This window comes from Cobetia sp. UIB-001, from assembly GCF_044789135.1.
GTDB lineage: Bacteria > Pseudomonadota > Gammaproteobacteria > Pseudomonadales > Halomonadaceae > Cobetia > Cobetia amphilecti.
On sequence record NZ_CP058244.1, the window covers coordinates 2,814,916 to 2,839,010 of the forward strand.

At 63.5% G+C, this 24,095-nt stretch carries 20 protein-coding genes; 6 read left to right on the forward strand and 14 right to left on the reverse strand.

The features are described from left to right. Positions 1-105: 105 nt before the first annotated feature. Together HA399_RS11710 and dinB are read left to right on the forward strand one after the other, a co-directional pair. On the forward strand, positions 106-1,452 hold the full coding sequence (locus tag HA399_RS11710; protein ID WP_404325076.1) for a Na+/H+ antiporter family protein: 1,347 nt from the start codon (positions 106-108) through the stop codon (positions 1,450-1,452). Positions 1,453-1,615: 163 nt separating this feature from the next. Further along, positions 1,616-2,674, forward strand: coding sequence for a DNA polymerase IV (dinB, locus tag HA399_RS11715; protein ID WP_054556292.1), 1,059 nt, complete (start codon positions 1,616-1,618; stop codon positions 2,672-2,674). Between the two features lie 117 nt (positions 2,675-2,791). Here dinB and purU read toward each other — a convergent pair whose 3' ends face one another. After that, entirely contained in the window at positions 2,792-3,646 is an 855-nt protein-coding gene (purU, locus tag HA399_RS11720) for a formyltetrahydrofolate deformylase (protein ID WP_043336780.1), read from the reverse strand. Between the two features lie 414 nt (positions 3,647-4,060). Here purU and HA399_RS11725 point away from each other — a divergent pair, with 414 nt between their 5' ends. After that, entirely contained in the window at positions 4,061-5,641 is a 1,581-nt protein-coding gene (locus tag HA399_RS11725) for a ribonuclease J (protein WP_404326969.1), read from the forward strand. 209 nt (positions 5,642-5,850) lie between these two features. Here the strand turns inward: HA399_RS11725 and HA399_RS11730 are convergent, their stop codons facing one another. The 10 genes from HA399_RS11730 to HA399_RS11775 all read right to left on the reverse strand — a co-directional run bounded on the left by HA399_RS11730 (position 5,851) and on the right by HA399_RS11775 (position 14,975). Next, positions 5,851-6,135 (reverse strand): hypothetical protein, encoded by a 285-nt coding sequence (locus HA399_RS11730; protein WP_043336782.1) that lies wholly within the window; start codon positions 6,133-6,135, stop codon positions 5,851-5,853. Positions 6,136-6,375: 240 nt separating this feature from the next. Beyond that, complete coding sequence (gene moaA, locus HA399_RS11735; RefSeq protein WP_404325077.1) at positions 6,376-7,365, reverse strand: GTP 3',8-cyclase MoaA; 990 nt, start codon at positions 7,363-7,365, stop codon at positions 6,376-6,378. Then, positions 7,362-7,982 carry a molybdenum cofactor biosynthesis protein MoaE gene (locus tag HA399_RS11740; protein WP_404325078.1) on the reverse strand — a complete coding sequence of 207 codons (621 nt, stop codon included), beginning with the start codon at positions 7,980-7,982 and terminating at the stop codon, positions 7,362-7,364. Before HA399_RS11740 ends, moaA begins: the two co-directional genes overlap by 4 nt. A 1-nt stretch (position 7,983) precedes the next feature. Beyond that, entirely contained in the window at positions 7,984-8,832 is an 849-nt protein-coding gene (moaC, locus tag HA399_RS11745; protein WP_404325079.1) for a cyclic pyranopterin monophosphate synthase MoaC, read from the reverse strand. 163 nt (positions 8,833-8,995) lie between these two features. Then, the gene (glp, locus tag HA399_RS11750) at positions 8,996-10,435 is read right to left on the reverse strand and encodes a gephyrin-like molybdotransferase Glp (protein ID WP_404325080.1); all 1,440 of its coding nucleotides are present in this window, start codon (positions 10,433-10,435) and stop codon (positions 8,996-8,998) included. Next, on the reverse strand, positions 10,432-11,031 hold the full coding sequence (mobB, locus tag HA399_RS11755; protein ID WP_054556297.1) for a molybdopterin-guanine dinucleotide biosynthesis protein B: 600 nt from the start codon (positions 11,029-11,031) through the stop codon (positions 10,432-10,434). Before mobB ends, glp begins: the two co-directional genes overlap by 4 nt. A 518-nt stretch (positions 11,032-11,549) precedes the next feature. Next, positions 11,550-12,266, reverse strand: coding sequence for a molybdenum cofactor guanylyltransferase (mobA, locus tag HA399_RS11760; RefSeq protein ID WP_404325081.1), 717 nt, complete (start codon positions 12,264-12,266; stop codon positions 11,550-11,552). Between the two features lie 153 nt (positions 12,267-12,419). Beyond that, complete coding sequence (locus HA399_RS11765) at positions 12,420-13,232, reverse strand: ATP-binding cassette domain-containing protein (RefSeq protein ID WP_404325082.1); 813 nt, start codon at positions 13,230-13,232, stop codon at positions 12,420-12,422. 118 nt (positions 13,233-13,350) lie between these two features. Continuing rightward, a complete protein-coding gene (locus HA399_RS11770; protein ID WP_199852303.1) occupies positions 13,351-14,025 on the reverse strand; it encodes an ABC transporter permease in 675 nt (224 codons plus the stop codon). A gap of 26 nt (positions 14,026-14,051) precedes the next feature. After that, positions 14,052-14,975, reverse strand: a complete 924-nt coding sequence (locus HA399_RS11775) for a substrate-binding domain-containing protein (protein ID WP_215823197.1) — start codon at positions 14,973-14,975, stop codon at positions 14,052-14,054. 628 nt (positions 14,976-15,603) lie between these two features. Between HA399_RS11775 and HA399_RS11780 the strand changes: the two genes are divergently transcribed. The 3 genes from HA399_RS11780 (at position 15,604) to HA399_RS11790 (ending at position 20,288) form a co-directional block, all read left to right on the forward strand. Continuing rightward, positions 15,604-17,193, forward strand: coding sequence for a sigma-54-dependent transcriptional regulator (locus HA399_RS11780; protein WP_404325083.1), 1,590 nt, complete (start codon positions 15,604-15,606; stop codon positions 17,191-17,193). Next, on the forward strand, positions 17,190-19,466 hold the full coding sequence (locus tag HA399_RS11785; RefSeq protein WP_404325084.1) for a cache domain-containing protein: 2,277 nt from the start codon (positions 17,190-17,192) through the stop codon (positions 19,464-19,466). Before HA399_RS11780 ends, HA399_RS11785 begins: the two co-directional genes overlap by 4 nt. 183 nt (positions 19,467-19,649) lie before the next feature. Next, complete coding sequence (locus HA399_RS11790) at positions 19,650-20,288, forward strand: helix-turn-helix domain-containing protein (protein WP_404325085.1); 639 nt, start codon at positions 19,650-19,652, stop codon at positions 20,286-20,288. Positions 20,289-20,397: 109 nt separating this feature from the next. On the opposite strand, the gene HA399_RS11795 is transcribed toward HA399_RS11790, so the two are convergent. The 3 genes from HA399_RS11795 to upp form a co-directional block, all read right to left on the reverse strand. Then, complete coding sequence (locus HA399_RS11795) at positions 20,398-21,621, reverse strand: glycosyltransferase (protein ID WP_404325086.1); 1,224 nt, start codon at positions 21,619-21,621, stop codon at positions 20,398-20,400. Positions 21,622-21,811: 190 nt separating this feature from the next. Beyond that, positions 21,812-23,098, reverse strand: coding sequence for a uracil-xanthine permease family protein (locus HA399_RS11800; protein ID WP_404325087.1), 1,287 nt, complete (start codon positions 23,096-23,098; stop codon positions 21,812-21,814). Positions 23,099-23,219: 121 nt separating this feature from the next. Next, the gene (gene upp / locus HA399_RS11805; RefSeq protein WP_043335602.1) at positions 23,220-23,849 is read right to left on the reverse strand and encodes a uracil phosphoribosyltransferase; all 630 of its coding nucleotides are present in this window, start codon (positions 23,847-23,849) and stop codon (positions 23,220-23,222) included. Positions 23,850-24,095 lie beyond the last annotated feature (246 nt).

Genomic DNA, 24,095 nt, shown 5'->3' on the forward strand with positions numbered 1-24,095 from the left:
TCATGCGAGGCATTGCCCCGGGATCGGGTGGCCACGCACCCACAGTTCGCCCGCTCTGTCCGCAACACTCCCAAAGCTGGCACAACCCCACATAGAGGTACTCGCATGAATGCGGTAATTCTGGCCGTCCTGGTCATGGTCGGCCTGTCGTTGGCTCGCGTCTCGGTCGTCTTCGCGCTGGTCGCCGGCGCCCTGGTCGGCGGTCTGTTCAGTGGCCTGTCTCTGACCGACACGCTCGGCGCCTTCAATGACGGTGTCGGCGGCGGCGCCAAGGTCGCGCTGGCCTACGCCACCCTCGGTGCCTTCGCCGTCGCCCTGTCTCGCTCCGGTTTGCCGGACCTGCTCGCCGCACGCCTGATCGGCCTGCTCAATGGCGAAAGCACGCCGCGCCGCCAGACGGCCATCAAGTACGGCCTGCTGGGCAGCGTGACCCTGGTCGCGATTTCCTCCCAGAACCTGATTCCGGTCCACATCGCCTTCATCCCGATCCTGATTCCGCCGCTGCTGGTCGCCATGAACCGCCTGCGCCTGGATCGTCGCGCCGTGGCCTGTGCACTGACCTTCGGCCTGACTGCGCCCTACATGCTGCTGCCGGTCGGTTTCGGCTCCATCTTCCTCAACGACATCCTGCTGGCCAACATCAATGAGGCCGGCCAGTCGCTCGGTCTCGACGTGACCCGCGGCATGGTGCCGATGGCGATGGCGATTCCGGTCGGCGGCATGTTCCTCGGCCTGCTGACGGCGCTGTTCGTCTCCTACCGCAAGCCGCGTGACTACGCGAACCGCGAGATCAAGTCCAGCAACGTACCGCACCACACGCCCATGCACACGCCGTCCAAGAGCGGCCTGATCATGGCAGGCGTCGCCATCATCGCCGCCCTTGGCATTCAGCTGTATTCCGGCTCGATGATTCTCGGCGGTCTGGTCGGCTTCGCCATCCTCTCGCTGGGTGGTCTGTTCAAGTGGAACGAAGCGGATGACCTCTTCACCTCCGGCATGCGCATGATGGCGCTGATAGGCTTCATCATGATCTCGGCGGCAGGTTTCGCTTCCGTGATGAAGGCCACCGGCGACATCCAGACCCTGGTCGACGCCTCCTTCCACATCATCGGTGACAACAAGCCGCTGGCCGCGCTGGTCATGCTGATGGTCGGTCTGTTCATCACCCTCGGCATCGGCTCCAGCTTCTCGACCATTCCGATCATTGCCGCCATCTACGTACCGCTGGCGCTGCAATTCGGCTTCTCGCCGCTGGCTACCGTCGCGCTGATCGGCACCGCCGCCGCGCTGGGGGATGCTGGCTCACCGGCCTCTGACTCGACCCTCGGCCCGACGGCCGGCCTGAATGTCGATCAGCAGCACGACCACATCTGGGACAGCGTGGTGCCGACCTTCATCCACTACAACATCCCGCTGATCGTGTTCGGCTGGGTGGCCGCGATGACGCTGTAATCCGCTGAACGACTGTCTCGCACCCAAGCGAGATGCCAGACATGCCAACGCCCGACAGAGAGGACTCCCTCACTGTCGGGCGTTGTCGTTGCGCAGCCGGCTCAGGCGCAATGGATGGGTACCACCACTGGACAGCCATCCAGTCTTTTAGCATGATGCGCGCATGCGCAAGATCCTCCACGCCGACTGCGACTGCTTCTATGCCGCCGTCGAGATGCTCCGCCATCCCGAGTGGCGCGAGGTGCCCATCGCCATCGGCGGCCGCACCGAGCAACGCGGTGTCATCGCCACCTGCAACTATCCCGCGCGTGCCTTCGGCGTACGCTCGGCGATGTCGACTGCCCGCGCGCTGCGCCTGTGCCCTCAGCTGATTCTGGTGCCACCGGACTTCGAGCGCTACCGCGCCGTTTCCGCCGAGATCCAGTCACTCTTCCATGAGCTGACGCCCCTGGTGGAGCCCCTCTCGCTGGATGAAGCCTATCTGGATGTCAGCGCCGTGACTGACTTTCAGGGCAGCGCCACCTGGATGGCGCGCTGGTTGAAGGAAGAGGCGCTCAAGCGCACCGGCATCACGCTTTCCCTTGGCGTGGCCGCCAACAAGTTTCTGGCCAAGATCGCCAGTGACTGGGAAAAGCCCGACGGCCTGACGGTGATCACCCCCGAGACCAGCGACGCCTTCATCCGCCAGCTGCCCGTCGGCAAGCTGCATGGGGTCGGTCCGGCGACGCTGGCGCGTCTGACCCGCCTGGGCATCACCACCTGTGAGGACATGCGCACCACGCCACTGACGACACTGGCCGAGCACTTCGGCAAGTTCGGCACCCGCCTGCACGAACTGGCGCACGGCATCGATGAGCGACCGGTGCGTGTCGAGCGCGAGCGCAAGTCGATCAGTGTCGAGCACACCTTCGATCACGACCTGCCTGATCTGCCGGCCTGTCTCGAGCGCCTGCCCGCCCTGCTCGAACGCCTGACCAGCCGCCATGCCCGTCATGACCAGCCGGTGCTGGCCAAGCAGTTCGTCAAGATCCGCTTCAGCAACTTCGAGAGCACCACGCTGGAAAGCCTGCTCCCCGCCTCGACCACCACGCTGCCGAGCGCCAACAGCTTCGCCCTGCTGATGGAGCAAGCCTGGCAACGCGGCCATCGCCCTGTCCGCCTGCTGGGCGTCGGCGTGCGCCTCAAGGCCCGCGAGGACGCCCAGCAGCTGGGATTGTTCTAGCTCGTGCCAGGCGCCCACCCCATCCCGCAAACAAAAAAGCCGGCACCTGAAACAGGTACCGGCTTCTTCGTCACGACCTCAGGTCGATGACAGACTCATGCGCTGAGCAAGCGTGGCTCAGGCAAAGACGATGGTCTTGTTGCCGTGGATCAGCACGCGATCCTGCAGGTGCCAACGCAGGCCGCGCGCCAGGACCTTCTGCTCGACATCACGACCGATGCGCACCAGTTCCTCGGCGGTATGGCAGTGAGTGACGCGATGGATGTCCTGCTCGATGATCGGGCCGGCATCCAGCTCTTCGGTCACGTAATGGCAGGTCGCCCCGATCAGCTTGACCCCACGCCCGAAGGCCTGGTGATACGGCTTGGCGCCCACGAAGGAAGGCAGGAAGCTGTGGTGGATGTTGATCAGGCGACCGGCATAGCGCTCACACAGACTCGGCGGAATGATCTGCATGTAGCGCGCCAACACGATGCAATCGGCCCGGGATTCTTCCACCAGACGCTCGACTTCGGCAAAGGCCGGCGCCTTGTCATTCTTGTCGACCGGCACGTGATGGAACGGAATGCCGTGCCATTCCACCAGCGAACGCATGTCATCGTGGTTGGAAATGACGCAGGGAATCTCGCAATCCAGATCACCGGACTGCCAGCGATGCAGCAGGTCCACCAGGCAATGGGAGTCCTTGGAGACCATCAGCACGACACGCTTCTTGGCAGCGGTGTCATGCACGCGCCACTGCATGCCGAACTCTTCACCGATCGGGGCGAAGCGCTTGCCGAGCTCAGCGGCACTCAGGCCGATGGTTTCGGGGTTGATCTCATAGCGCATGAAGAAACGACCGGCGCCAAGATCAGAATGCTGATTGGCTTCGGTGATCCACCCGCCCTGCTCGGCGATGAAAGTGGAAACTCGGGCAACAATTCCGACCTGATCAGGGCAGGACACCACCAGGCGATAGGCGTGAGACATCGTAAGTTCAACCATTGTGATAGCGGGAATGATGTTCAGCCGGCGAAGCGCCGGCCTGCGCGAGGAATCATGACACCGCCCGTAAGCAGCCCCTCGGCAAAGGTGGGCTATTGTAGCTGATCACGCGGCCTGAAACAGTGCTGCGCCCCGATTCTGTCCATATGGTCAATACGACATTGCGATCAGCGGCCATCACGCCGGCCCACCTCAAGGCGTCACGCTGACGGCCGGGCCGCCCTCGAATCGACGCGACCGGACAACAGCGCCATTTGTGGCGCTTCGCGGGATTCCCGTATAGTTGAGCCACATTTTATAGATGGCATGACATCCATGTTGAAACCCCGCGTTCAAGTCCGTCAGAGACAACGTCCGCCGCTGCACCTGCTACCGCTGGGTGGCTGCGGCGAGATCGGCATGAATCTGACGCTGTATGGTTATCAGGATCACTGGATTGCCGTGGATTGCGGCATGATGATTCGCCAGGACCTGCCGGAAGGTCCGCTGCAGGTGCCGGATATCGAGTCTCTGGCAAGCCTGGGCATCAGCCCGCAGATGCTGGTGATCACCCATGGCCACGAAGACCACATCGGCGCGGTCGCCTGGCTGTGGCCGAAATGGCGCTGCCCGATCATCGCCACGCCCTTGGCGGCCGGCCTGCTACGCGCCAAGTTTGCCGAGCGCGAGCTGGAAACCTCCAGCCTGCAGATCATCGAGGTGGATGAAGGCTTCGAATCCGGCCCCTTCGCGCTGCGATTGTTGCCGCTGACCCACTCCATTCCGGAAAGCTGCTCGTTGTTGATCGTCACGCCGGAATATCGCGTGATGCATACCGGCGACTGGAAGCTGGACCCGGAGCCGTTGATCGGCGAGCCCACCGATCCGGAGCGCTATCAGGCATTGGCGCCGGTCGACCTGGTCGTCGGCGACTCCACCAATGCGCCGCTGGCGGGTCATTCGCGCAGTGAGGGCGAGGTGGCACGCGCACTGGAGAAGACGCTGGCCGGCTGTCGCGGACGCGTCGTCGTGACCTGCTTTGCCAGCAACCTGGCCCGCATCCTGGCGCTGGGGCGCGCCGCCGCACGCAATGGCCGCCGCATCACACTGCTGGGTCGCTCGATGGAGCGCATGGTGCGCGTCGCCCGCGGTCTCGGCTATCTGGAAGACTTCCCGCCGCTGGTACCGGTGAAGGACCTGGGCTACCTGCCCCCGGAAGAGGTCATGGTGATCGCCACCGGCAGTCAGGGCGAGCCGCGCGCCGCGCTGTCACGCCTGGCCAATTCCCGCCATCCGGACTTCGAGCTGGCTGCCGGCGACACCGTGATCTTCTCTTCCAAGGCGATTCCCGGCAATGAGCTGGCCATCGGCAAGCTGCACAACGCCCTGACACGCCTCGGCGTCGGCATCATGGAAGAGAAGCAGTTCCCGGACCTGCACGCCTCCGGGCACCCGGCGCAGGAAGAATTGCGCACCTTCTATGGCTGGCTGAAACCGGTACGTCTGCTGCCGGTGCATGGCGAATATCGCCACCAGCTCGCTCACACCCAGGTGGCACAGTCCCTGGGCATCGAGGCACCGCTGATTCCCGTCAATGGTGACGTGATTCGCCTCGATGCTCAGGGGCTGTCGGTGGAAAAACGCCTGACACTGCACGAGCGCATCATCGAGCATGACAAGGTGCGTCCGCTGGATTCCATGGACCGCCGTGCCCGCGCGCGTCTCGGCCGGCATGGCAGCGTCTCGCTGGCGTTGCCCGTCACGCTGCAGGAGGCCGGCTGGGTTCGCATCGGCCGCTTGATGCTGGATATCAGCGGCACCTCAAGCCTCGATGAAGACAGCTTCGCCGAGTGGCTGGATGACACCCTGGCAGGCCTGGATGCCAGCAATGAACGTGAACTCAAGCAGCAACTCGATGGCCGCATCAATCGCTGGCTGCGCAACAACCTGCGCCATGAGCCGGTGCTATTCCTGCATATCATGGCCATGAATCAGGAGTGAGTGTCGCGCCATCATTGAAGTGATGGCCGCCTTGAGCTCACTGCCCTGCACAAAGCAGCGCATGAAAAAGCCCGCCCGGGAAATACCGGGCGGGCTTTTCTGCTGCTGGGAGGCGCTCAGGGACTGGTGATGGCGAGATTGCCGACTGGCCGACTGGCAATCTCGATCTCAAGCGCTTCAGCCACCTCCATGACGTCAGACCGAAGGTCTCAAACGGACTTGTTCTTCGGCGGACGGCCACGACGCTTGGGCTGATCACTGACCAGATCATCCACGGAAAGGCCTGCTTCGATCATCGCATCACGAATCTCGGCAAGCTTGCGCTCCTTGGCGATTTCTTCTTCGCGGCGCTGCTCGTCTTCTTCGGCTTTCTGCTCGATCACCTCATTGATGACCTCGGACAGCTTGTGCAGTTGTTCCATGGACAGCTGACGCGCTGCTGCACGAGCAACATTCTTGTTACGAGCGATCTTTTCGAGAGAATCGGCTGTCATTTCGCTACCTCCACCATATGCACTGAGCTGGAATCCCTGCGAGTCATCGCATTGGATGTGATAATGCAGCAAAGTATAAGCGCTAAATATGAACTAACAAGCCTTGTCAAAAGCAAGGCAGTGTTTCCATAGGATAGACCAACAAAAACCCCGCTTGATAGCGGGGTTTTTGTCAGCGCCTGTGAGTTATCCGAGATAGCTCGATCAACATGAGCGCCACGACTGATGACGAAAAAGGACTCAGCCTCCCGTCATGTTCATGAAGCGAACGATCTGGACATCACCATCTGTCGTGAAGTGATGACGCTCGGGCTTGAGGTGCATGGCATCGATGATCGCGGCCTTGAGCGGCCCGATGTCACCCGGGTGGCGACGCATGATGTCACGCAGGTCAAGCGAGTGCTCATTGCCAAGACACAGCAACAGACGCCCCTCTACCGTGACGCGAACGCGGTTGCAGGTCGAGCAGAAGTTATGACTGTGCGGTGAGATGAATCCCACCCGTGATTCGCTGTCCGCCATGCGGAAATAACGGGCTGGCCCCAGACTGTCTTCAAGCGTGGGAATCAGCGGATAACGCGTCTCGATGCGCGCCTGGACATCATCACTGGAGCAGAAGGTCTCGTCACGACCGTGGTCAGAGACCTGGCCCAGCGGCATCTCCTCGATGAAGCTGATGTCCAACCCTTCCTCACGAGCGAATTCGACCAGCGACACCACTTCGTGATCATTGCGCCCTTTCAGCACCACTGCATTGAGCTTGATGCGGAAACCTTCCTCGCGCGCAGCACGGATGCCGGCGATCACCTTGTTCAGGTCGCCGGTACGCGTCAACGCCTTGAAGCGCTCCGGGTCCAGAGAATCAAGGCTGATATTCAGCCGTGACATGCCGGCGGCCTTCAACTGCGCGGCGTGCTTGGCAAGGCCCGCGCCGTTGGTGGTCATCGAGAAGTCCTTGAGCCCCTCGAGCGCGCCGATTTCATCGACCAGCTTGCCGATATCACGCCGCACCAGCGGCTCCCCGCCGGTCAGGCGAATCTTCTCGACCCCCAATTCCACGAAGGCGCGCGCCAGCAACGCGATCTCTTCGAGGCTCAAGACCTCGTCGCGTGGCAGAAAGGTCATCTCTTCGCTCATGCAATAGACGCAGCGAAAGTCACAGCGGTCCGTCACTGACAGGCGAACATAGCGGATGCGACGACCGAAGTCATCGACCAGGGTTTCCATCATGACTCTCCCGAAAACTTGGGTGTTGCCAGCGCTGATTGTCTCTCTTCGCTGCTGGCCTCGGCCAATGAGTCATCAGCCTTGTGTTGCTCGACAAAGGGGGATACCGCTTCACCCTCTGCTGTCACCGCGGACTCTGGATGCCAGCGCTCGAGTGCCTCGCGATCGCTCGAGCGTTCCCGCACCCAATAATCTCCCGTGGCGGTGTGCTCCTTTTTCCAGAAAGGCGCCCGCGACTTGAGGTGGTCCATCAGGAAGTCACAGCCGGCAAAGGCAGCCTGACGATGCGCACTGGCGACCAGCACCAGCACGATATTGTCGCCGGGCTCGAGCCGTCCGACACGGTGAATGATGCGCACCCCGGTGAGCGGGAAGCGCTCGCGCGCCTCTGTGATCAAGCGCTCGAGGCTACGCTCCGTCATGCCGGGGTAGTGTTCCAGCGTCAGCGCGACGACATCCGGTCGCTGATTGAAATCACGCACCAGCCCCGTGAAGGACACCACGGCACCGATGTCGCCGCGCCCACGCGTCAGGACGTCCTGCTCGACACGCAGATCAAAATCGCTGGCCTGAATACTGACAGAAAAGGCCTGCGAGGCTTCGTTTGCGACCTGGGTCATGTCAGCCCCCCGTCACCGGTGGGAAGAAGGCGACTTCATCACCGGCATTCAATGGGTGGTCATCGCGCACCATGTCCTGATTGACGGCGCATAGCACGCGAGTGTCATTGAGCGCTTCAAGCTGAGGGTCACGCAGCGCCAAGGTGCGCTTCAGGCCCCCGACCGTCGCTTGGGACAGCGTCGTCAGGTTAAGCGCCAGACTGTCGAGGTCCAGGCGTTCCCGCAGTTCCGCCAGGAAGAGAACCCGCACGGTGGCATCACCGCGGGCCGCCGGAGCGGCCTGTCCCGCTGTCGCTTCGATGGGCTCAGCTGTTGCAGCACGGCTTGGTTCAGACCGGCTTGGCTCAGCCGACGTCTGCTCGACAGCGGCGGCTTCGTCCGGGCGCTGCCAGTCACCACTCTTGCCGCCGGTCTTGGTCTCGAGCTGGATATCGCCGATCACGATACCCTTGTCGACCGCCTTGCACATGTCATAGAGCGTCAATGCCGCCACCGAGGCCGCCGTCAGTGCCTCCATCTCGACACCGGTACGCCCATTGAGGCGGCACAGCACCTGAATTTCCACGCAGCTGTTGGCGCTGTCCAGCGTGAAGTCGACCGTCACCTTGGAGAGCATCAAGGCATGACAGAGCGGAATCAGCTCATGAGTGCGCTTGGCCGCCTGGATGCCGGCAATACGCGCCGTCGCCAGCACATCCCCTTTGGGCAGGCCACCTTCGGCGAGCAGAGCGAGCGTGGCAGGCAGCATGCTGACGCGTGCGCTGGCTCGCGCCTCGCGGCGGGTTTCCTGCTTGTCCGCAACATCCACCATATGGGCTTCGCCGCGTGCGTTGAGATGAGTAAGGCTCATGAGCTGTCTCGTATCCGTATCGGGTGCGCCTGACTGGCGGCAATCTCAGAAATACCAAAGCCTGAAGAAGCAGGCAGGCAAGCCCTGATGGACAGGACTGGCCAAGAAATTAGCAGACTATCTTTTCATGAATCAGCTGGCATGACCACTGGGCGGGCATCGCCTAGACGATGCCGCGACTGCCCAGCCACTGCACCATGACCGGCTCACCGGCGTGAAGCGTGGCGCAGCCGGCGGGAATCTCGATCAGGCATTCGGCCAGCAACATCGAGGTCAGAATACCCGAGCCCTGCCGCCCCGTGGTCATCACCACCTGACGCCCCTGGTCATCCAGCACGATCTGGCCGCGATGATAGTCGACACGCTCGGCACGTGAGCACAGCGTCTCGCCGGCGATCAACTGCAGGCGCGGGGCTTGCCACTGCGCCAGCGTCGTCGCGGAGGCGCTCGCCTCATCCTTCGCCAACCGCTGCTGGCCCGACAACAGGCGCAGCGCGGGCAGCACGAACTGCAGGAAGGTGACCATGGTCGCCACCGGATTGCCCGGCAAGCCGAAGAACGGCACCTGGCCAGATGACGACTCGGCGTCGGCGGGAGTGGCACGCAACATGCCGAACGCCAGCGGGCGCCCCGGACGCATGGCGATGCGCCACAGCGCGAGCTCACCACAGGCAGCGAGGGCGCTGCGCACATGATCGGCCTCGCCCACCGACACGCCGCCGGAGGTGATGACCATGTCGGCACGCGTCGCGGCATCCCGCAGGGCAGCACTCACGCTCGCCTCGTCATCGCTCAGGATGCCGAGATCCAGCACCTCGATGCCCTGGTCGCGCAGCAGCGCCACGAGGCTGAAGCGATTGGCGTCATAGATACCGCCGGCCGGCAGCGTCTCGCCGGGGGCCGTGACCTCGTCACCGGTGGAGAAGATCGCCACCATCAGTGGCCGATAGACGGCGACCTCGGCGAGCCCGAGCGACGCCAGCACGCCCACGGCGGCAGGCGTCAGCCACTGGCCCGCCGCCATCACCTGGCTGCCGCGCGCGATGTCCTCTCCGGCCTGACGCACATTCTGGCCACGGCGAATGCTGGTCACGCCCTCGATCACCACCCGCTCGCCTGCTTCGCTCTCAATCAAGCCCTCGCCCAGCCCTTCGCCCTGCGCGGAGCGATATTCGAGCTGCTCCTGCATGATGACGGTGTCGGCGCCTGCGGGCAGGGCCGCACCGGTCGTGATGCGCATGGCCTCCCCCGCGGCCAGCGCCCGGCCCGTCCAGGGATGGCCCGCCAGCGAGCTGCCGATCACGCTCAGCTCGCAGTGATCGCTCAATTCGCCGCGATCGCTCAGGGGCTCGCCGCTCTCCGCGTCTGGCAATGAAGCCCGCGCCAGCGCGATGCCATCCATCGCCGCGTTGGTCTGCGCCGGGACATCCAGCGGCGAGATGACCGTCTCGGCGAGCACACGTCCGGGCGCCTGCGCCAGGGCGACACGTTCGCTGCGTGGCGTGCGCATCACGCCCGCCAGGCTCTCCCCCAGCACGCTCAAGGCTTCATCGACACTCAGCATGCGCTCGCCGAAACGCGGATCGAAACACGACAGACTCATGCGCCCACCTCGCCACGCGGCTTGCCGCCTTCCAGACGCCAATGCACCGGCCAGGCGGCGATCCAGGCGGCCAGCGCCTGAGGATCGTCAAGATCGAGCCGCTTGAGGTCCTGCGGCACATCATCACGAGGCGGCAGCTGCGCCGCCGGTGTCGCCAGCGCATGGATCCAGGGGTCCTCTGGGGCTCGCAGCGGCTTGCCCACGGCCTCGCGGTACAGCTCAAGCTTGGGCAGCGGCCACTGCTTGAAGCCCTCGACCAGAATCAGGTCCACCTCCAGCCCCTCAAGTTGCGCCACCAGCTGCTCCAGATCGGCCTCCGCCTGGTCCGGCGTCTCCATCATCAGCGCAAAGCGCTTGGCGGACGCCACCAGCATCGGCACGGCACCGGCCGTTCGCAGACGATGGCTGTCCTTGCCCGGCGTATCGACATCGAAGGCATGATGCGCATGCTTGATCACGGCGACGCGGAGGCCGCGCGCTCTCAACTCGGGCAGCAGCTGCTCGAGCAGCGTGGTCTTGCCGGTGCCGCTCCAGGCCGCGATGCCCAGCAGCGGACACGCTGACGCCGCCAGACGTGCCTGCCAGGCGGGCGACATCCCGACTTCATGAGAAATATCACCACGCGGCGTGGGAGCATCACTGCGGGGGGAGGAATGTTCAGCACTGACAGCGGTATCAGCACGCTGGTCAGTCGTGGAGGAAGACTCAGGCATGAAGGTTCTCTTGATGATTCCGGCGTAAGGCGGCCTGTCGACGGGCTCACCGCAGCGCTCCCGCGCCCGCAAAGGAAAGAGGTGACGATGACAATGCGGGCTGAGCGGATGCCATGAAGGTGAACACGCATGGCGCTCATTTCAATGGGGCAACGGCTCGATATGAGCAAGGGTTCAATGGGGGCAACGACGCAGAGTGGCAAGACAGCCGCCAGAACCGCCAGACACGACACTTTCAAGTGTGCAACGCCAAGGCCATCAATACCGGGCAGGCAAAGACAATAACCCGCCAGACTCCTGAAGAGACGCCCCTTGCGATGACGACCTGCATCACAATGACACACTCTGAGCGTGCAAGCGGGAACGGATGACACGCAGAGGACGTCAGGAAAGAAGCACGCTCAGCGCGAGCCGGCTTCCATCTCACGGCATTCTTCAAGGGTATTGAGATTGGCGAAGTCCTGCTCGCTGCCCGCCTGCACCTTGAGCCAGACATGCTGATCGAACCAGCGGTCGATCTTGCGCTCGCCAGCGGCCAGCGCCGCCTGCAGCGAGGGCAGCAGGCCACGGTGCATGAGACAGATCACCGGATGGTAACGGAACTCGTCTGCCGCCACGGCCAGCAGCGCAGGCCCGGCATCAACCGCGTGACCGCCCTCGACAGTGAAGCCTTCCAGATGATCGCCGTTGGCATGGTCGATCAGCGCCACACTCAGCGTCTCGACCAGCTCATTGGGCAGATGCGGCACATCGCAGGCCACCATCATCACCCAGGGCGTCCGCGCTGCCGCCAGCGCACTGGCCATGCCCATCAGGGGGCCGTGGTAACCCTGCTCGCTGTCTTCGACCAGCGGATGCCCATAGGCGGCATATTCGGCGTGCGAGCGATTGGCATTGATCAACAGCTCACCCAGCTGAGGGGTCAGGCGCGCCAGCACATGCGCCACCAGCGGCACCTCATTGAGCATGACCAGACCCTTGTCGACGCCACCCATGCGCCGCGCCTGGCCACCGGCCAGCACCACCCCGGTGATATTGGCGGGCGTGAGCGAGGCCTTGAGCTGCTCGGCATCGCTCGGCAGTGGCGTGGCGTCAGAGGTGTGATTGGAGCTCGGCATGAAGGCGTATCCCGGTCGAGTGCGCAAAGGCGCAGGTAATGTCATGCAGCAGGGCTGATGGCAGAGCATCCAGTGCAAGGGGCTGATGCACAGGGCTTTCTCAGCCCTGAAGCTTGAGGTGCTTGCACTGAAGGCTCAGCCCATGAAGACGACTCAGCCCGCTGAGGGCTCAGTGTGCAGGCTGGCAGCGCTCAGCGTCCAGCGCGCACTCGAGCCCTGACTCAAGGCATTGTCCTGATGCGAGGACAGGATCACCGCACACCCCTGCTGGCACATCTGCTCCAGTCGCAGCGCCAACTGCTCGACGGCGGCCTGGTCCAGATTGGCGGCAGGCTCATCCAGCAACAGCACCGGCGGACGCGACAACCAGGCGCGCGCCAATGCCAGTCGCGCCCGCTCGCCACCCGACAATGAGCGGGCGGGCTGACGGGCCTGATCGCTCAGCCCGCTCCAGCGCAGCATCTCCTCAACCTGATCGCGCTGCTGGCCGGCAGAGCCGCTGTCGGGTTGCCAGCGAGCCGCCAGCACCAGATTGCCGGCCACGCTGGTGTCGAACAGATACGGCTGCTGGTGCAGGTAGCGCACCGGATGAGCGTCACGGGTCTGCCATTCAAGCTTGCCGCCTGTCGCTGGCTGCATGCCGGCCAGCACGCGCAGCAGCGTGGTCTTGCCACTGCCGTTGTCACCCTTGAGGTGCACCCAGCCGGACGCCGGGGTCGGCGCCCAATCCAGCGCCGCCACATGCCACAACAGGCGCCCTTGCGCCTCGGCGCCCTCGCCGGATGCCTGCGCCGCAGGCGGCAAGCGATATTCGAGGCCGCGCACACGCAACAGAGGGGCAACGCTTGCGTCGGCAGCGAGTACCTGGGCAGCAGGCGGCGCGGCTTGCGCGAAGCCAGTCCCCGCCACCGGGCAGGAGGGGGCGCCCGGGGGAACAGACGAGGACGAAGAACTAGGGGGGAACATCATGACTCCATACGACGATTCAGCCTGACACGATCAGTGCTGGTGTGCTTGTCTCAACTGGCAGGCAGGCGGCTTGCAGGCTGCGGGAGCAGAACGTGACTTGTGGCGAGGCCGCGGGTCACGCCTGCACCACCAGCTGACCACGACCACGCAACAGCCCCAGCATCAGATTGAGCGCCAGTGCCAACACCAGCAATACCATGCCCAGGGCGACCCCCTGGGCGTACTCGCCCTTGAGGGTTTCCAGCGCGATGGCCGTGGTGATATTGCGCGTGAAACCGGCAATGTTACCACCCACCATCATGGCGCAACCCACTTCAGCGATGATTCTACCAAACGCGGCCACCAACGCCGCCATCACGCCGAACCGGGCCTCCATCACCAGCCGCCACAGCGCCGCCCGGCGCGACGCCCCCAGCTGCAAGGCCGTCTCCCAGGCACGCTTGTCGACGCCCGCCAGCGCGGCATGCAGCATCACTACAAGAATCGGCAGGGCGAGCAGAATCTGCCCGATCACCATCGCCGGCTGGGTGAACAGCAGATGCCAATCGCCCAGCGGGCCAGCGCGCGACAGCAGGATGAACAGCAGCAGCCCCACCACCACGGTGGGGACAGCCATCAGGGTATTGATCAGCGAGATCAGCAGCCAGCGCCCCGGGAAGGCACAGCGAACCAGCACGAAGGCGATCAACAGTGCCGGTGGCACCGCGATCAACATCGCCATCAACGAGACACGAAACGACACGCCGATGATCTCCCACAGCGCGCCATCCATGCTCAGCAGGAGGCTCATGGCCTCCTGCGTGGTTTGCCACAAGCTCACGAACGCGGCTCAGCCTGTGCGCCCTGCGCCTTCACCGGCGTGCGCTCAGAGGCGCGGTCCGCTGTCTGGCGAGCATCGAAGCCGGTCTCGCCGTGGCTGGCATGGAACAGCGCTTTGCCCTTGAGACGGTAATCATCGATTGCCTGCTGCCCTTCGCTGGAGATCAGCCATTGGGCCAGCTCACGCGCACCACGGGTATTGAGCCCATCATGATTGGCCGGGTTGACCAGGATCACCTGATAGGGGTTGAAGAGGCGCGCATCGCCCTCGACCAGAATCTCAAGCTCGAGCTTGTCTTCCATCGCAAGCCAGGTGCCACGATCACTCAGGGTGTAGTCCTGCAGCTCACTGGCCATGCTCAGCACCTTGCCCATGCCCTGGCCGACGGCCTTGTAGCCGGAGAAGTCAGGGGTGACATCGGCACTCTGCCACAAGGCCAATTCCTTCTTGTGGGTGCCGGAGTCATCGCCGCGCGAGATGAAGCCGGCATTGGCGCCGGCGATCTTGCCCAGTGCCGCGTCCACATCCTGCATGCCGTCGATGGCCGCCGGGTCCGCCTCGGGGCCGAGCAGCACGAAGTCGTTGTACATCACGCCATGCGGCTCGACACCGTAGCCGGCATCGACGAACTTGCGCTCGGCGCCCGGGGCGTGGGTCATCACCAGATCCACATCGCCATCCTGTCCCATGCGCAACGCCTTGCCGGTACCGACCGCGATGACCTGAATGGTGACATCGTGGGCTTCTTCATACTCCGGCAGCAGGTGATCGAGCAGGCCTGAATTGTAGGTACTGGTCGTGGTGGCCAGACGGATGATGTCGTCGGCTGCCTGGGCCGGCAGAATACTCAGCGCACCGAATGACAGGCCTGCGAGGGTGGCCAGCAGGCGACGAGAAGACAAGGTATGGCGTTGCGGCATGGGGGTGCTCCCTGAATATTTTTCCTGGCGTGACGGTCTTGATGACATCAGCGTGAATGCTGACTCTGCAAACGACATGCCGAAAGCGCTCTGGTGACGAAACGGACGATCCAATAAAACGGACGATCCAATAAAAGGCTTTCAAGGCTTTGCCAGACAGCGCTGATACATGGACTGGCACGCAAGACAGCCGGCGATGATACCGGAATCTTCTCCAGCAGGCAGACTTGCCGGCTCCCGCCTCCTGTCGTCCCTGTCGCCCTGCTGACATCGCTATATCGACTGGAGCGAATGGCGCTGCTGGAATGGCACTGCCGGAATGGCACTGCTGGAATGGCCGGAAAAATACTGACAATAACTCCAGGCATGACCACCACTGACCCATGACGACCCGATTGCCGAGTCATCGCCGGGCCTTGCGTAGCGCAACGGGACAGCCTGCCAACCCTGCCTGCCAGCGCCGCGTGCTGACAAGGCTGCAAGGCCCTGCCTGTGGCCAGCGTAAGCAGAAAGAGGCAGCAATGTGGCATCCAGCGCTAGATTACCAGTGAGCAGCACGCCACAATGCCCGCATGATAGAGATGATCTCCCCTGCGACCATTACTGCCCTGTTGACTCGAGGAATGCCATGACTGCCCACGCCCCCTCCACACCCCGTGAGACCCGGCGTAGCGGCAGCGACCCCCTCCCCACCGCCTCGGTACTGATCGTCGATGACGAGCCCGGCATGCGCCGCTATCTGGAGAAGGCACTGTCCTCGCGCTTCGCGCTGATCGAATGCGCCGACAGTATCGAGCAGGCCGAAGCCCTGCGCTCGCGCCTGCACTTCGACCTCATCCTGCTCGACATTCGCCTGCCGGGGCGCGATGGCCTGGATTGGGATGAAGCGCTTGCGCCCTCTTCGGTCAGCGATGTCATCTTCATGACGGCCTACGCCGATCTCGAGACCGCTGTGCGCGCACTGCGGGCCGGGGCCTGTGATTTCATCATCAAGCCGTTTCGTCTCGAACAGTTGCAGGCCGCGCTGGACCGCTGCCTTGAGCGCCGCCAGCTGACGCGGGAAAACTTCCTGCTCCGGCGCGACAATGCCCGCCATCAGCAGGAAGAGGCCAGCCTCAAGGGCGAGAGCCCTGCCATGCAGGAGCTGGCGCATATCATCGCGCGCGTCGCCCCTGCGCCCTCACCGGTGCTGATTCTGGGGGAGTCCGGCACCGGCAAGGAGCTGGCGGCGCGTGATCTGCATCGCCTATCCGGTCGGCACGGCGCCTTCGTGCCGGTCAACTGCGGCGCCATCAGCCCGGAGCTGTTGGAGAGCGAGCTGTTCGGCCACCTCAAAGGTGCCTTTACCGGCGCGCACCGTGGCCGTGATGGCCTGTTCAGCTTCGCCGATGGCGGCACGCTGTTCCTGGATGAAATCGGCGAGATGCCATTGGCAATGCAGGCCAAGCTGTTGCGAGTACTGGAGACGCGCCGCGTGCGACCCGTCGGCGGCGAGCAGGAACAGGCGGTGGACGTGCGTATCGTCGCCGCCACTCACCGCACGCTGGAAACGGAGGTGGCCACGGGCCGCTTCCGCGAAGACCTCTACTATCGCCTCAACGTGCTGAGCCTGACACTGCCGGCCCTGCGCGAGCGCCCGGAAGACATCCCGGCGCTGGCCCAGCATTTCTCGCGCCAACTGTCGCGTGAGCTCAACCTCCCCGCCGTGCCCTGGCAGCATTCTGATCTCACTCGCCTGTGCCACTATTCCTGGCCCGGCAATGTGCGGGAACTCAAGAACGTCATCGAGCGCGCCTTGCTGCTCGGCCGCCTGCCCGGCGATACCCTGCCGGTCGACAGTCAGGCCGCACAGGCACCAGGCCACGAGATATGGGACGACAGCGGAGACGCGACCACCTCCACCGAGGAAGAGGCCACCAGCAGCGGCTATCCACTCGAGTGGTCATTGGATGCGGTGGAAAAGGCCCATCTGTGCGCGGTACTGGAGCGACATGCCAACAACAAGTCCGCCGCCGCCCGACAGCTGGGCATCTCGCGCAAGACGCTGGATCGCAAACTGACCACCTGGCGCGCCGAGCAGCAAATCAGTGAGGACAGTGGCGCTGAGAATGCCACTGAGAGTGGCACTGAGATTGGTACTGAGAGCGGCACTGAGAGCGATCAACCCGCCTCCGCCACCACGTCCGCCGCTCCCTACGGAGCCGACGGCAGCGCATGATCAAGCGCCTGCGCCATTACTTCGCCGGTTCGCTGCGGCGCAGGCTGCTGCTGCTGACACTGGCGCCGCTGCTGGCGCTGATGCTGGCGCTGGTCGGCCTGACCGCCTACTGGACCACGGCCTATACCGACCGCCAGCTGTACATGAACGTGCGCAGCGATCTTGATGTCGCCAGCCGCACGCTGCAGAGCCAGCATCAGCGCCTGCGTGATGGCCTGGAGGCGATGCGTCGTAACCTGCGCCAACTGGTGGCACCCGATGAGCAGACCGCGCAGCTGTTGCCACGGCTGGTGCCGCGCCTGAATACCATGCGGGACACCCTCAATGCCGACTGGCTGCGCTGGCTGCCCACCGAGCAGTTGCGCCAGACGCCCGGCGTCGCCGCGCTGATTCCGCAACTGGCGCGCGGCGAAAGCCTGGATGGCCTCGACATGCTGTCCAGCGACTCACTGGCGACGTTGGACCCTGCCCTTGCCGAGCGCGCGCGCCTTGCGCTGCGCCAGACGCCCTACGCACAACCCAGTGCCCGCCGCGAGGAGAACCGCGGCATGCTGCTGCGGGCGCTGGTGCCCATCCTCGATGGCGAGGGCAAGCTGCTGGGCGCGCTGGATGCGGGCCGCCTGCTCAACCGTGATCCGCGTCTGGTCGATGAAATCCGCGATCTGCTCTACGGCCCCGGCACTCTGCCGGAAGATGGCACCGGCACCATCACCCTGTTTCTCGACGATGTCCGCATCGCCACCAATGTCACCGACGCCAGCGGCGAGCGCGCGCTGGGCACGCGCGCCTCGCTGGAGGTGAAGCGTCAGGTGATCGGCAATGGCGAGCGCTATATCAATCGTGCCTTCGTGGTTCGTGACTGGTTCGTGGCCGCCTATGCCCCGCTGGATTCTCTGGATGGCCAGCGGATCGGCATGATCTACGCAGGCTATCCGCAGGCGCCCTACGCGCGACTCTATCGCGAGACGCTGGCGCATATCAGCCTGGTGCTGATCGCGGTCAGTCTGTTGGGGGTACTGCTGGTGTGGAGCAGCATCGAGCGTCTGATGCAGCCGATCCGACAGATTCGCCGTGTGGTGCATGCGGTGCGTGATACCCCCTCACAGGAAGGCTTGCGCATAGGCCCGTTGTCCTCACTGGGGCCGGCGCAGCGGCACGGTGATGAGCTGGATGAACTGGCCGAGGAATTCGACGCCATGCTGGCGCGACTGGAAGCGCACCGCCACGAGATACAGCTCGCGGCCCAGACGCTGGAAGCCCAGGTGGAGGATCGTACCCGCGATCTGAGCGCCCAGACCGCCACGCTGCGCGAACGCAGTCAGGCGCTGGAGGAGCACGTCCGCCTGCTGCGCGAAGCGCGTGCACGCCTGCTGACCCGCGAGAAACTGGCGGCACTAGGCGAGCTGACGGCGGGTATCGGCCACGAGATCAACAACCCCGCCGCGGTGATTCTGGGTCATGTCGAGTTGATCGAGGTGATACTCGGTGAACAGGCCGAGCCGGTGCGCGAGGAAATCGCCACCATCATCCATCAGGTCGAGCGCATTCGCGCACTGGTCGACAACCTGCGTCAGTACGCACGCGACCCGCTCGCCTCCAACGACATTGGTGACGACAACTCACTGACACCGTCGCTCGGTGCGCCTCACCTCAGCCAGATTCATCCCGACGAGGCGATCCACAGTGTCGAGGTGCTGGTCAGGCACGCGCTGGATCATCATGGCCATCAATTGCAGCATGAACTGGCGGCGACCCGCTTGATCGAAGCCGATCGCGCGCAACTGACCCAGGTGCTGGTCAATCTGCTGATCAACGCCATCGAGATGGCGCCTGCGCCGGATACGCTGTGCATCACCAGCCGTGATCGTGATGCAGCGCTGGCCGTAATGAACGGCGAGCCAAACAGCCGTCCGGATACATCAACCTCAGCGCCAGCGTCAGCCTCAGTGCCAGCGCCAACAGCGGAGCTCGCCCCCGTGGCGGGAGTCGAGATACGCGTCATCGATCACGGCGCTGGCGTGCCCGAGCACCTGAAGTCGCGCATCTTCACGCCCTTCTTCACCACGCGCGCCAATGGCTCGGGCATCGGCCTGTCGGTCTCATCCGGATTGATCACCCAGCTGGGGGGCAGGCTATGGCTGGAAGATACGCCCGGTGGCGGCGCCACCTTCTGCCTGTGGCTGCCGTGCATCGCACGCCGGCATCATGAGGATGATCAAGGGCGCCATCTGCTCGAGACGCTCAGCGCCGGGGGCAGCAGTCGCTCGCCTTGAGCCACAAGTAACAAATGAACTCACCCGGGCGTGGCGAGGCGCACTGCCACGGACTCCCGCCCGCGTGCTAGCCTGCGCGCATGCTCACTCAATCAGGCACCACTGATGTCGCACGATAGCTCCCCTACTGTCCCCGAACCTCTCACTGCTGGCAAGGCAGCGCAGCCCACTGACGATGGGGAGATGGCAGCGTCTCGCACGCTGGGCAAGCGGCTGCGCGAACTGCGCACGCGTCATGGCCTCTCGCAGCGTGAACTGGCCAAGCGCGCCCAGGTGACCAATTCGACCATCTCGCAGGTCGAGCAGGACGCGGTCAGCCCTTCCGTCAGCTCGCTGAACAAGATTCTCGAGGTATTTCCGATCTCGCTGAGCGTCTTCTTCAGCGATGAGATACCCGTCGAACCACCACGCATCCTGCGTGACAGCGAGCATGAACCGGTCGCGGGCTGTGGACCGGGACTCACGCTGCGGCGCATTGATCAATCCCGGCAGACATCGCCACAGCCCCAGGTCGAGCTGGGCAGCCTCGCACCGGGGTGCAGCGCCTATCTGCAGGCCGCGCATGACAGCCTGGTGCTGGTGACGCACGGCGCACTGTGTATCGAATTCCCCGCGACGGCGGCCTGCCAGGAGGCACTTCTCGAATGTGGTGATGCAGCGCGATTGCATGCCGGGGAGCGCTATCAACTGCATTGGCGCAAGCCTGAGACATCGCAAGCCGCAAGCCATGAACTCTCAAGCAGTGAAGTCACCCACCACGGGACCTCCGACGCTGCCGAGGCCCCAGACTGCCAGTGGCTATGCATCGCACAGAGTCGCTAGGCAGGCATTCGCTCGAGAACTGCTCGGCCCTGCCAGCTCGGCCCTGGCCAGCACGCCATTGACCAGTAAGTCCCAAGCCAGCTCGGCCGAGTTGGCGTAAAGCGCGTCGCTAGCCTCTTGCAGCGCGGGAGTGAGGCTGGCCCGCAGCATCAGGCGACTGCTCGCGCGCCTCATCCCAGGGCTCATTGGTGGCCGGCTCGGCCAGGAAACGCTCCACCATGGTGTGCGGGCAGAAATCTGCCAACCATTCCTCGCGAATCGGATAGCCCTCCTCTGCCAACAACTCGTTCATGCGTCGCGCGAGGCCTTCGGCGGAATGCGGCGCGATGGCGTGTTCCAGCTCGCCCTTGAGGATCTCGCGTATTCCACCACGGCAATCCACCGAGACTACCGGTGTGCCGCAGGCCAGCGCCTCCATCAGCACGATACCCATGCCCTCGACACGCGAGCTGAGCACGAACAGCTTGGCGGCACGCATCCAGGCATAGGGGTTGTCACGCTGACCGGCGAAGATCACCCGCTCGGCGATGCCAAGCCTTTCAGCCTGGGTTTCCAGGGCTTCCCGGCAATTGCCCGCCCCCACGATCACCAGCGGCTCCTTCGGATTGGCCAGGGCATAAGCCTCGAGCAACAGGGCATGGTCTTTCTGCGGCACCAGGCGCGCCACATTGAGAATGAAGGGCTCAGCGGGGATATCCGGCTCTTCCATGGCGGCCTGCTCGCGGATCCGGGTGATCGGACAGGCATTGACGATCGTCTCGATATGCGCCGGTGTCACCCCGTGCTGGTGAGCAATGTCACGTGCCCCTTGCGCCACATCCTCGGACACCGCCACCAGATGCTTGTCTTCCAGCAGACAGCGGGCAAACATGCGCTGCTTCCACTGCGGGCCGGTAAAGTTGACGCGATTTTCCAGCACGTAACGTGCACGGGAATCCTTGAAGCCCCACACCTGCTCGAACGTCCCCAGGCCCCGGAAGATGATGCGGTCAACCTTGCCGTGTTCCTGCTCGAATTCCTCGAGCCAGCGGGCGAATTCCTCACCACCGGCCTTGCCGATCCACACGAAATTGGAGCGGCGGATCACGGGATTGAGTACCAGCCGTGACGCCAATGTCGTCAGGGCGCCGCCGACTGAACGCTGGACGCGCTGTTGAATCGGCACGATGTGCTGCTGAACGCTGGCATCCTGCGGTTCAAGCACCTGATCACGACCGCGCCAGATGACCATATGTGTCTCGTGGTCATTCGCGGCCAGACTGTCGGCAAGATTGACCGCCACTCGCTCCATGCCGCCCATCTTCAGACTTCTCACTACGACCAGGGTACGCAAGCATCACTCCTTCGAATGTCCGCCAATACCGCTCCGTGTCGCGTGCAAGACATACGAAAACGATATCTGGCATCTTGTCAAAAAACGAAAAATGCAACTCTCATGTGCCAGTCGCTCAGCACACGGGAGTTGCATTTATCAGAACAGACTTTCGCTGAAATGTTCCCTGCTACCACTAATCAAATGGCAATCATTCTCCCTCTTTCGCCGGCGGCAGAATCAGGTTGAGCACGATGCCCAGAATGGCGGCCAGGCTCACGCCCTGCAGCGTGAATTGACCACCACCGACCTGCATGCCACCGATCCCGAACACCAGGATCAAGGAGGCGATCACCAGATTGCGCGGTGCGGTCAGTGAATCCCCCGCGCGCACCAGCGTGTTCATGCCGACCACCGCGATCGAGCCGAACAGCAGACACATGATGCCGCCCATCACCGGCGTGGGAATCGTCTGCAGCACGGCACCGACCTTGCCGATGAAGGCCAGCGAGATCGCGACACAGGCCGCGACCGTCATCACACGCGGATTGAAATTGCGGGTCAGCATCACCGCGCCGGTCACTTCGGAATAGGTGGTATTGGGCGGACCACCGAACATTGACGCCGCCGACGTCGCCAGGCCGTCACCGAGCAGAGTGCGATGAAGCCCCGGCTTCTTCAGGTAGTCACGCCGTGTCACCGAGCCGATCGCCACCATGTCGCCGATGTGCTCGACGGCAGGCGCGATGGCCACGGGAATCATGAACAGAATGGCCGAAAATTCGAAGGTCGGCGCAGTGAAGCTTGGCAGTGCCAGCCACTCCGCCGCATGCACTGGCGAGAGATCGATCACTCCCATCACCAGCCCCAGCACATACCCCGTCAGGATACCGCCGAGGATCGGCACCAGACGCAACATGCCACGCCCGAAGATCGACAGCACCAGCGTCACGCCAAGACTGGCCAATGACAATGTTAGCGCCTGGGCATGCGAGATGTTGTCGCTGAATTCGCCGGTGGCCATCTGCACCGCCGTCGGTGCCAGCGCCAGCCCGATGACCATGATCACCGGACCGACCACGACGGCCGGCAGCAGGCGATGCACGATGCCGACACCCTTGAGACGAAGGCATTGCGCCAGCAGCACATAGACCAGGCCCGCGACGAACAAGCCGCCCATGGTGGCAGGAATGCCGAAGTTCGCGACCGAGCTCTGGATGGGCGCAATGAAGGCAAACGATGAGGCGAGGAAGACCGGCACGCTGGCCTTGGTCACGCACTGGAAGACCAGGGTGCCGACACCGGCCGTAAACAGGGCGACGTTGGGGTCAAGCCCGGTCAGCAACGGGACCAGCACCAGCGCACCAAAGGCGACGAACAGCATCTGCGCGCCGGTGACGAGAGTCGTCAGCGAGAACCCTTCCTGTTCCGGCAAGGGCACATGGGCAGACGACGCATGGGGAGAGGAGGTATCAGAGGACGGTGATGAAGACGACATGGCAGCACTTCTTTTCACGGGCGGAGGAGTCAACCGCCTGATCCTGACTGCTCAGACAGGTCAGACAGATACAAAAACGCCCCGCGCAGATGCGCAGGGCGTTGTCATCTCTGGCGGGCGCTCAGCGCGTGCCGAAGATCTTGTCACCGGCATCGCCGAGACCCGGCACGATGTAACCGTTCTCGTCGAGGCGGTCATCGACGGAGGCGGTGTAGATCTCGATGTCCGGGTAGGATTCCTGCACCTTGGCAATCCCCTCAGGCGCCGCGACCAGCACGATGACCTTGATCTGCTGGCAACCCTTGGCCTTGAGCATGTCCAGCGTGGCGATCATGGAACCGCCGGTCGCCAGCATCGGGTCGATCACGATGGCCAGACGCTCGTCGAGATCTGACACGAACTTCTCGAAATACGGTACCGGCTCCAGCGTCTCTTCATCACGGTACAGACCCACGACGCTGATGCGTGCCGGGGGAATCAGGTCCGTCACGCCATCCAGCATGCCCAGGCCGGCGCGCAGGATCGGGACGATGGTCACTTTCTTGCCCTTGATGGTCTGGACATCCAGCTCGTTGCCGCTCCAGGCATCAATGGTGGTAGTTTCCAGCTCCAGGTCCTGGGTTGCCTCATAGGTCAACAGCTTGGCGACCTCACTGGCCAGCTCACGGAAGCTCTTGGTGCTGATGCCTGCTGCACGCATCAGGCCGAGCTTGTGCTGGACCAGTGGATGATTGATGGCATGGACGCTCATGGAAATACCTCTTGGGACAGAAGATGGTGCAAACGATACGCAGCACTACCCCCGCCGGCTCGGACGGTAGCAGCGGGAAGGCTGGTAAATTGAGCGCATTCTAGCGTAATGCGCTCAACAAGTTAAGGTCGAAAATGGTTCTTGGTGTGGAGGTACGCTGCGCAAGGCAACATACATAATGACTAAACCATTATAACTTATTAGGTAATTTTTACCTATATGCTGATCTGACAGTGATTCAAATTA

What these genes read in the sequence shown, in the direction of transcription:
- HA399_RS11785 (WP_404325084.1), top strand. Translation starts at nt 17,190, where the DNA reads ATGATCAAGCGCCTGCGCCATTACTTCGCCGGTTCGCTGCGGCGCAGG.
- HA399_RS11790 (WP_404325085.1), top strand. Translation starts at nt 19,650, where the DNA reads ATGGCAGCGTCTCGCACGCTGGGCAAGCGGCTGCGCGAACTGCGCACG.
- HA399_RS11800 (WP_404325087.1), bottom strand. Translation starts at nt 23,098, where the DNA reads ATGTCGTCTTCATCACCGTCCTCTGATACCTCCTCTCCCCATGCGTCG.
- HA399_RS11770 (WP_199852303.1), bottom strand. Translation starts at nt 14,025, where the DNA reads ATGAGCCTCCTGCTGAGCATGGATGGCGCGCTGTGGGAGATCATCGGC.
- HA399_RS11780 (WP_404325083.1), top strand. Translation starts at nt 15,604, where the DNA reads ATGACTGCCCACGCCCCCTCCACACCCCGTGAGACCCGGCGTAGCGGC.
- dinB (WP_054556292.1), top strand. Translation starts at nt 1,616, where the DNA reads ATGCGCAAGATCCTCCACGCCGACTGCGACTGCTTCTATGCCGCCGTC.
- purU (WP_043336780.1), bottom strand. Translation starts at nt 3,646, where the DNA reads ATGTCTCACGCCTATCGCCTGGTGGTGTCCTGCCCTGATCAGGTCGGA.
- HA399_RS11765 (WP_404325082.1), bottom strand. Translation starts at nt 13,232, where the DNA reads ATGTTCCCCCCTAGTTCTTCGTCCTCGTCTGTTCCCCCGGGCGCCCCC.
- glp (WP_404325080.1), bottom strand. Translation starts at nt 10,435, where the DNA reads ATGAGTCTGTCGTGTTTCGATCCGCGTTTCGGCGAGCGCATGCTGAGT.
- moaA (WP_404325077.1), bottom strand. Translation starts at nt 7,365, where the DNA reads ATGATGGAAACCCTGGTCGATGACTTCGGTCGTCGCATCCGCTATGTT.
- upp (WP_043335602.1), bottom strand. Translation starts at nt 23,849, where the DNA reads ATGAGCGTCCATGCCATCAATCATCCACTGGTCCAGCACAAGCTCGGC.
- HA399_RS11740 (WP_404325078.1), bottom strand. Translation starts at nt 7,982, where the DNA reads ATGACCCAGGTCGCAAACGAAGCCTCGCAGGCCTTTTCTGTCAGTATT.
- HA399_RS11710 (WP_404325076.1), top strand. Translation starts at nt 106, where the DNA reads ATGAATGCGGTAATTCTGGCCGTCCTGGTCATGGTCGGCCTGTCGTTG.
- HA399_RS11775 (WP_215823197.1), bottom strand. Translation starts at nt 14,975, where the DNA reads ATGCCGCAACGCCATACCTTGTCTTCTCGTCGCCTGCTGGCCACCCTC.
- moaC (WP_404325079.1), bottom strand. Translation starts at nt 8,832, where the DNA reads ATGAGCCTTACTCATCTCAACGCACGCGGCGAAGCCCATATGGTGGAT.
- mobB (WP_054556297.1), bottom strand. Translation starts at nt 11,031, where the DNA reads ATGTCGCCCGCCTGGCAGGCACGTCTGGCGGCGTCAGCGTGTCCGCTG.
- HA399_RS11730 (WP_043336782.1), bottom strand. Translation starts at nt 6,135, where the DNA reads ATGACAGCCGATTCTCTCGAAAAGATCGCTCGTAACAAGAATGTTGCT.
- mobA (WP_404325081.1), bottom strand. Translation starts at nt 12,266, where the DNA reads ATGCCGAGCTCCAATCACACCTCTGACGCCACGCCACTGCCGAGCGAT.
- HA399_RS11725 (WP_404326969.1), top strand. Translation starts at nt 4,061, where the DNA reads ATGAATCTGACGCTGTATGGTTATCAGGATCACTGGATTGCCGTGGAT.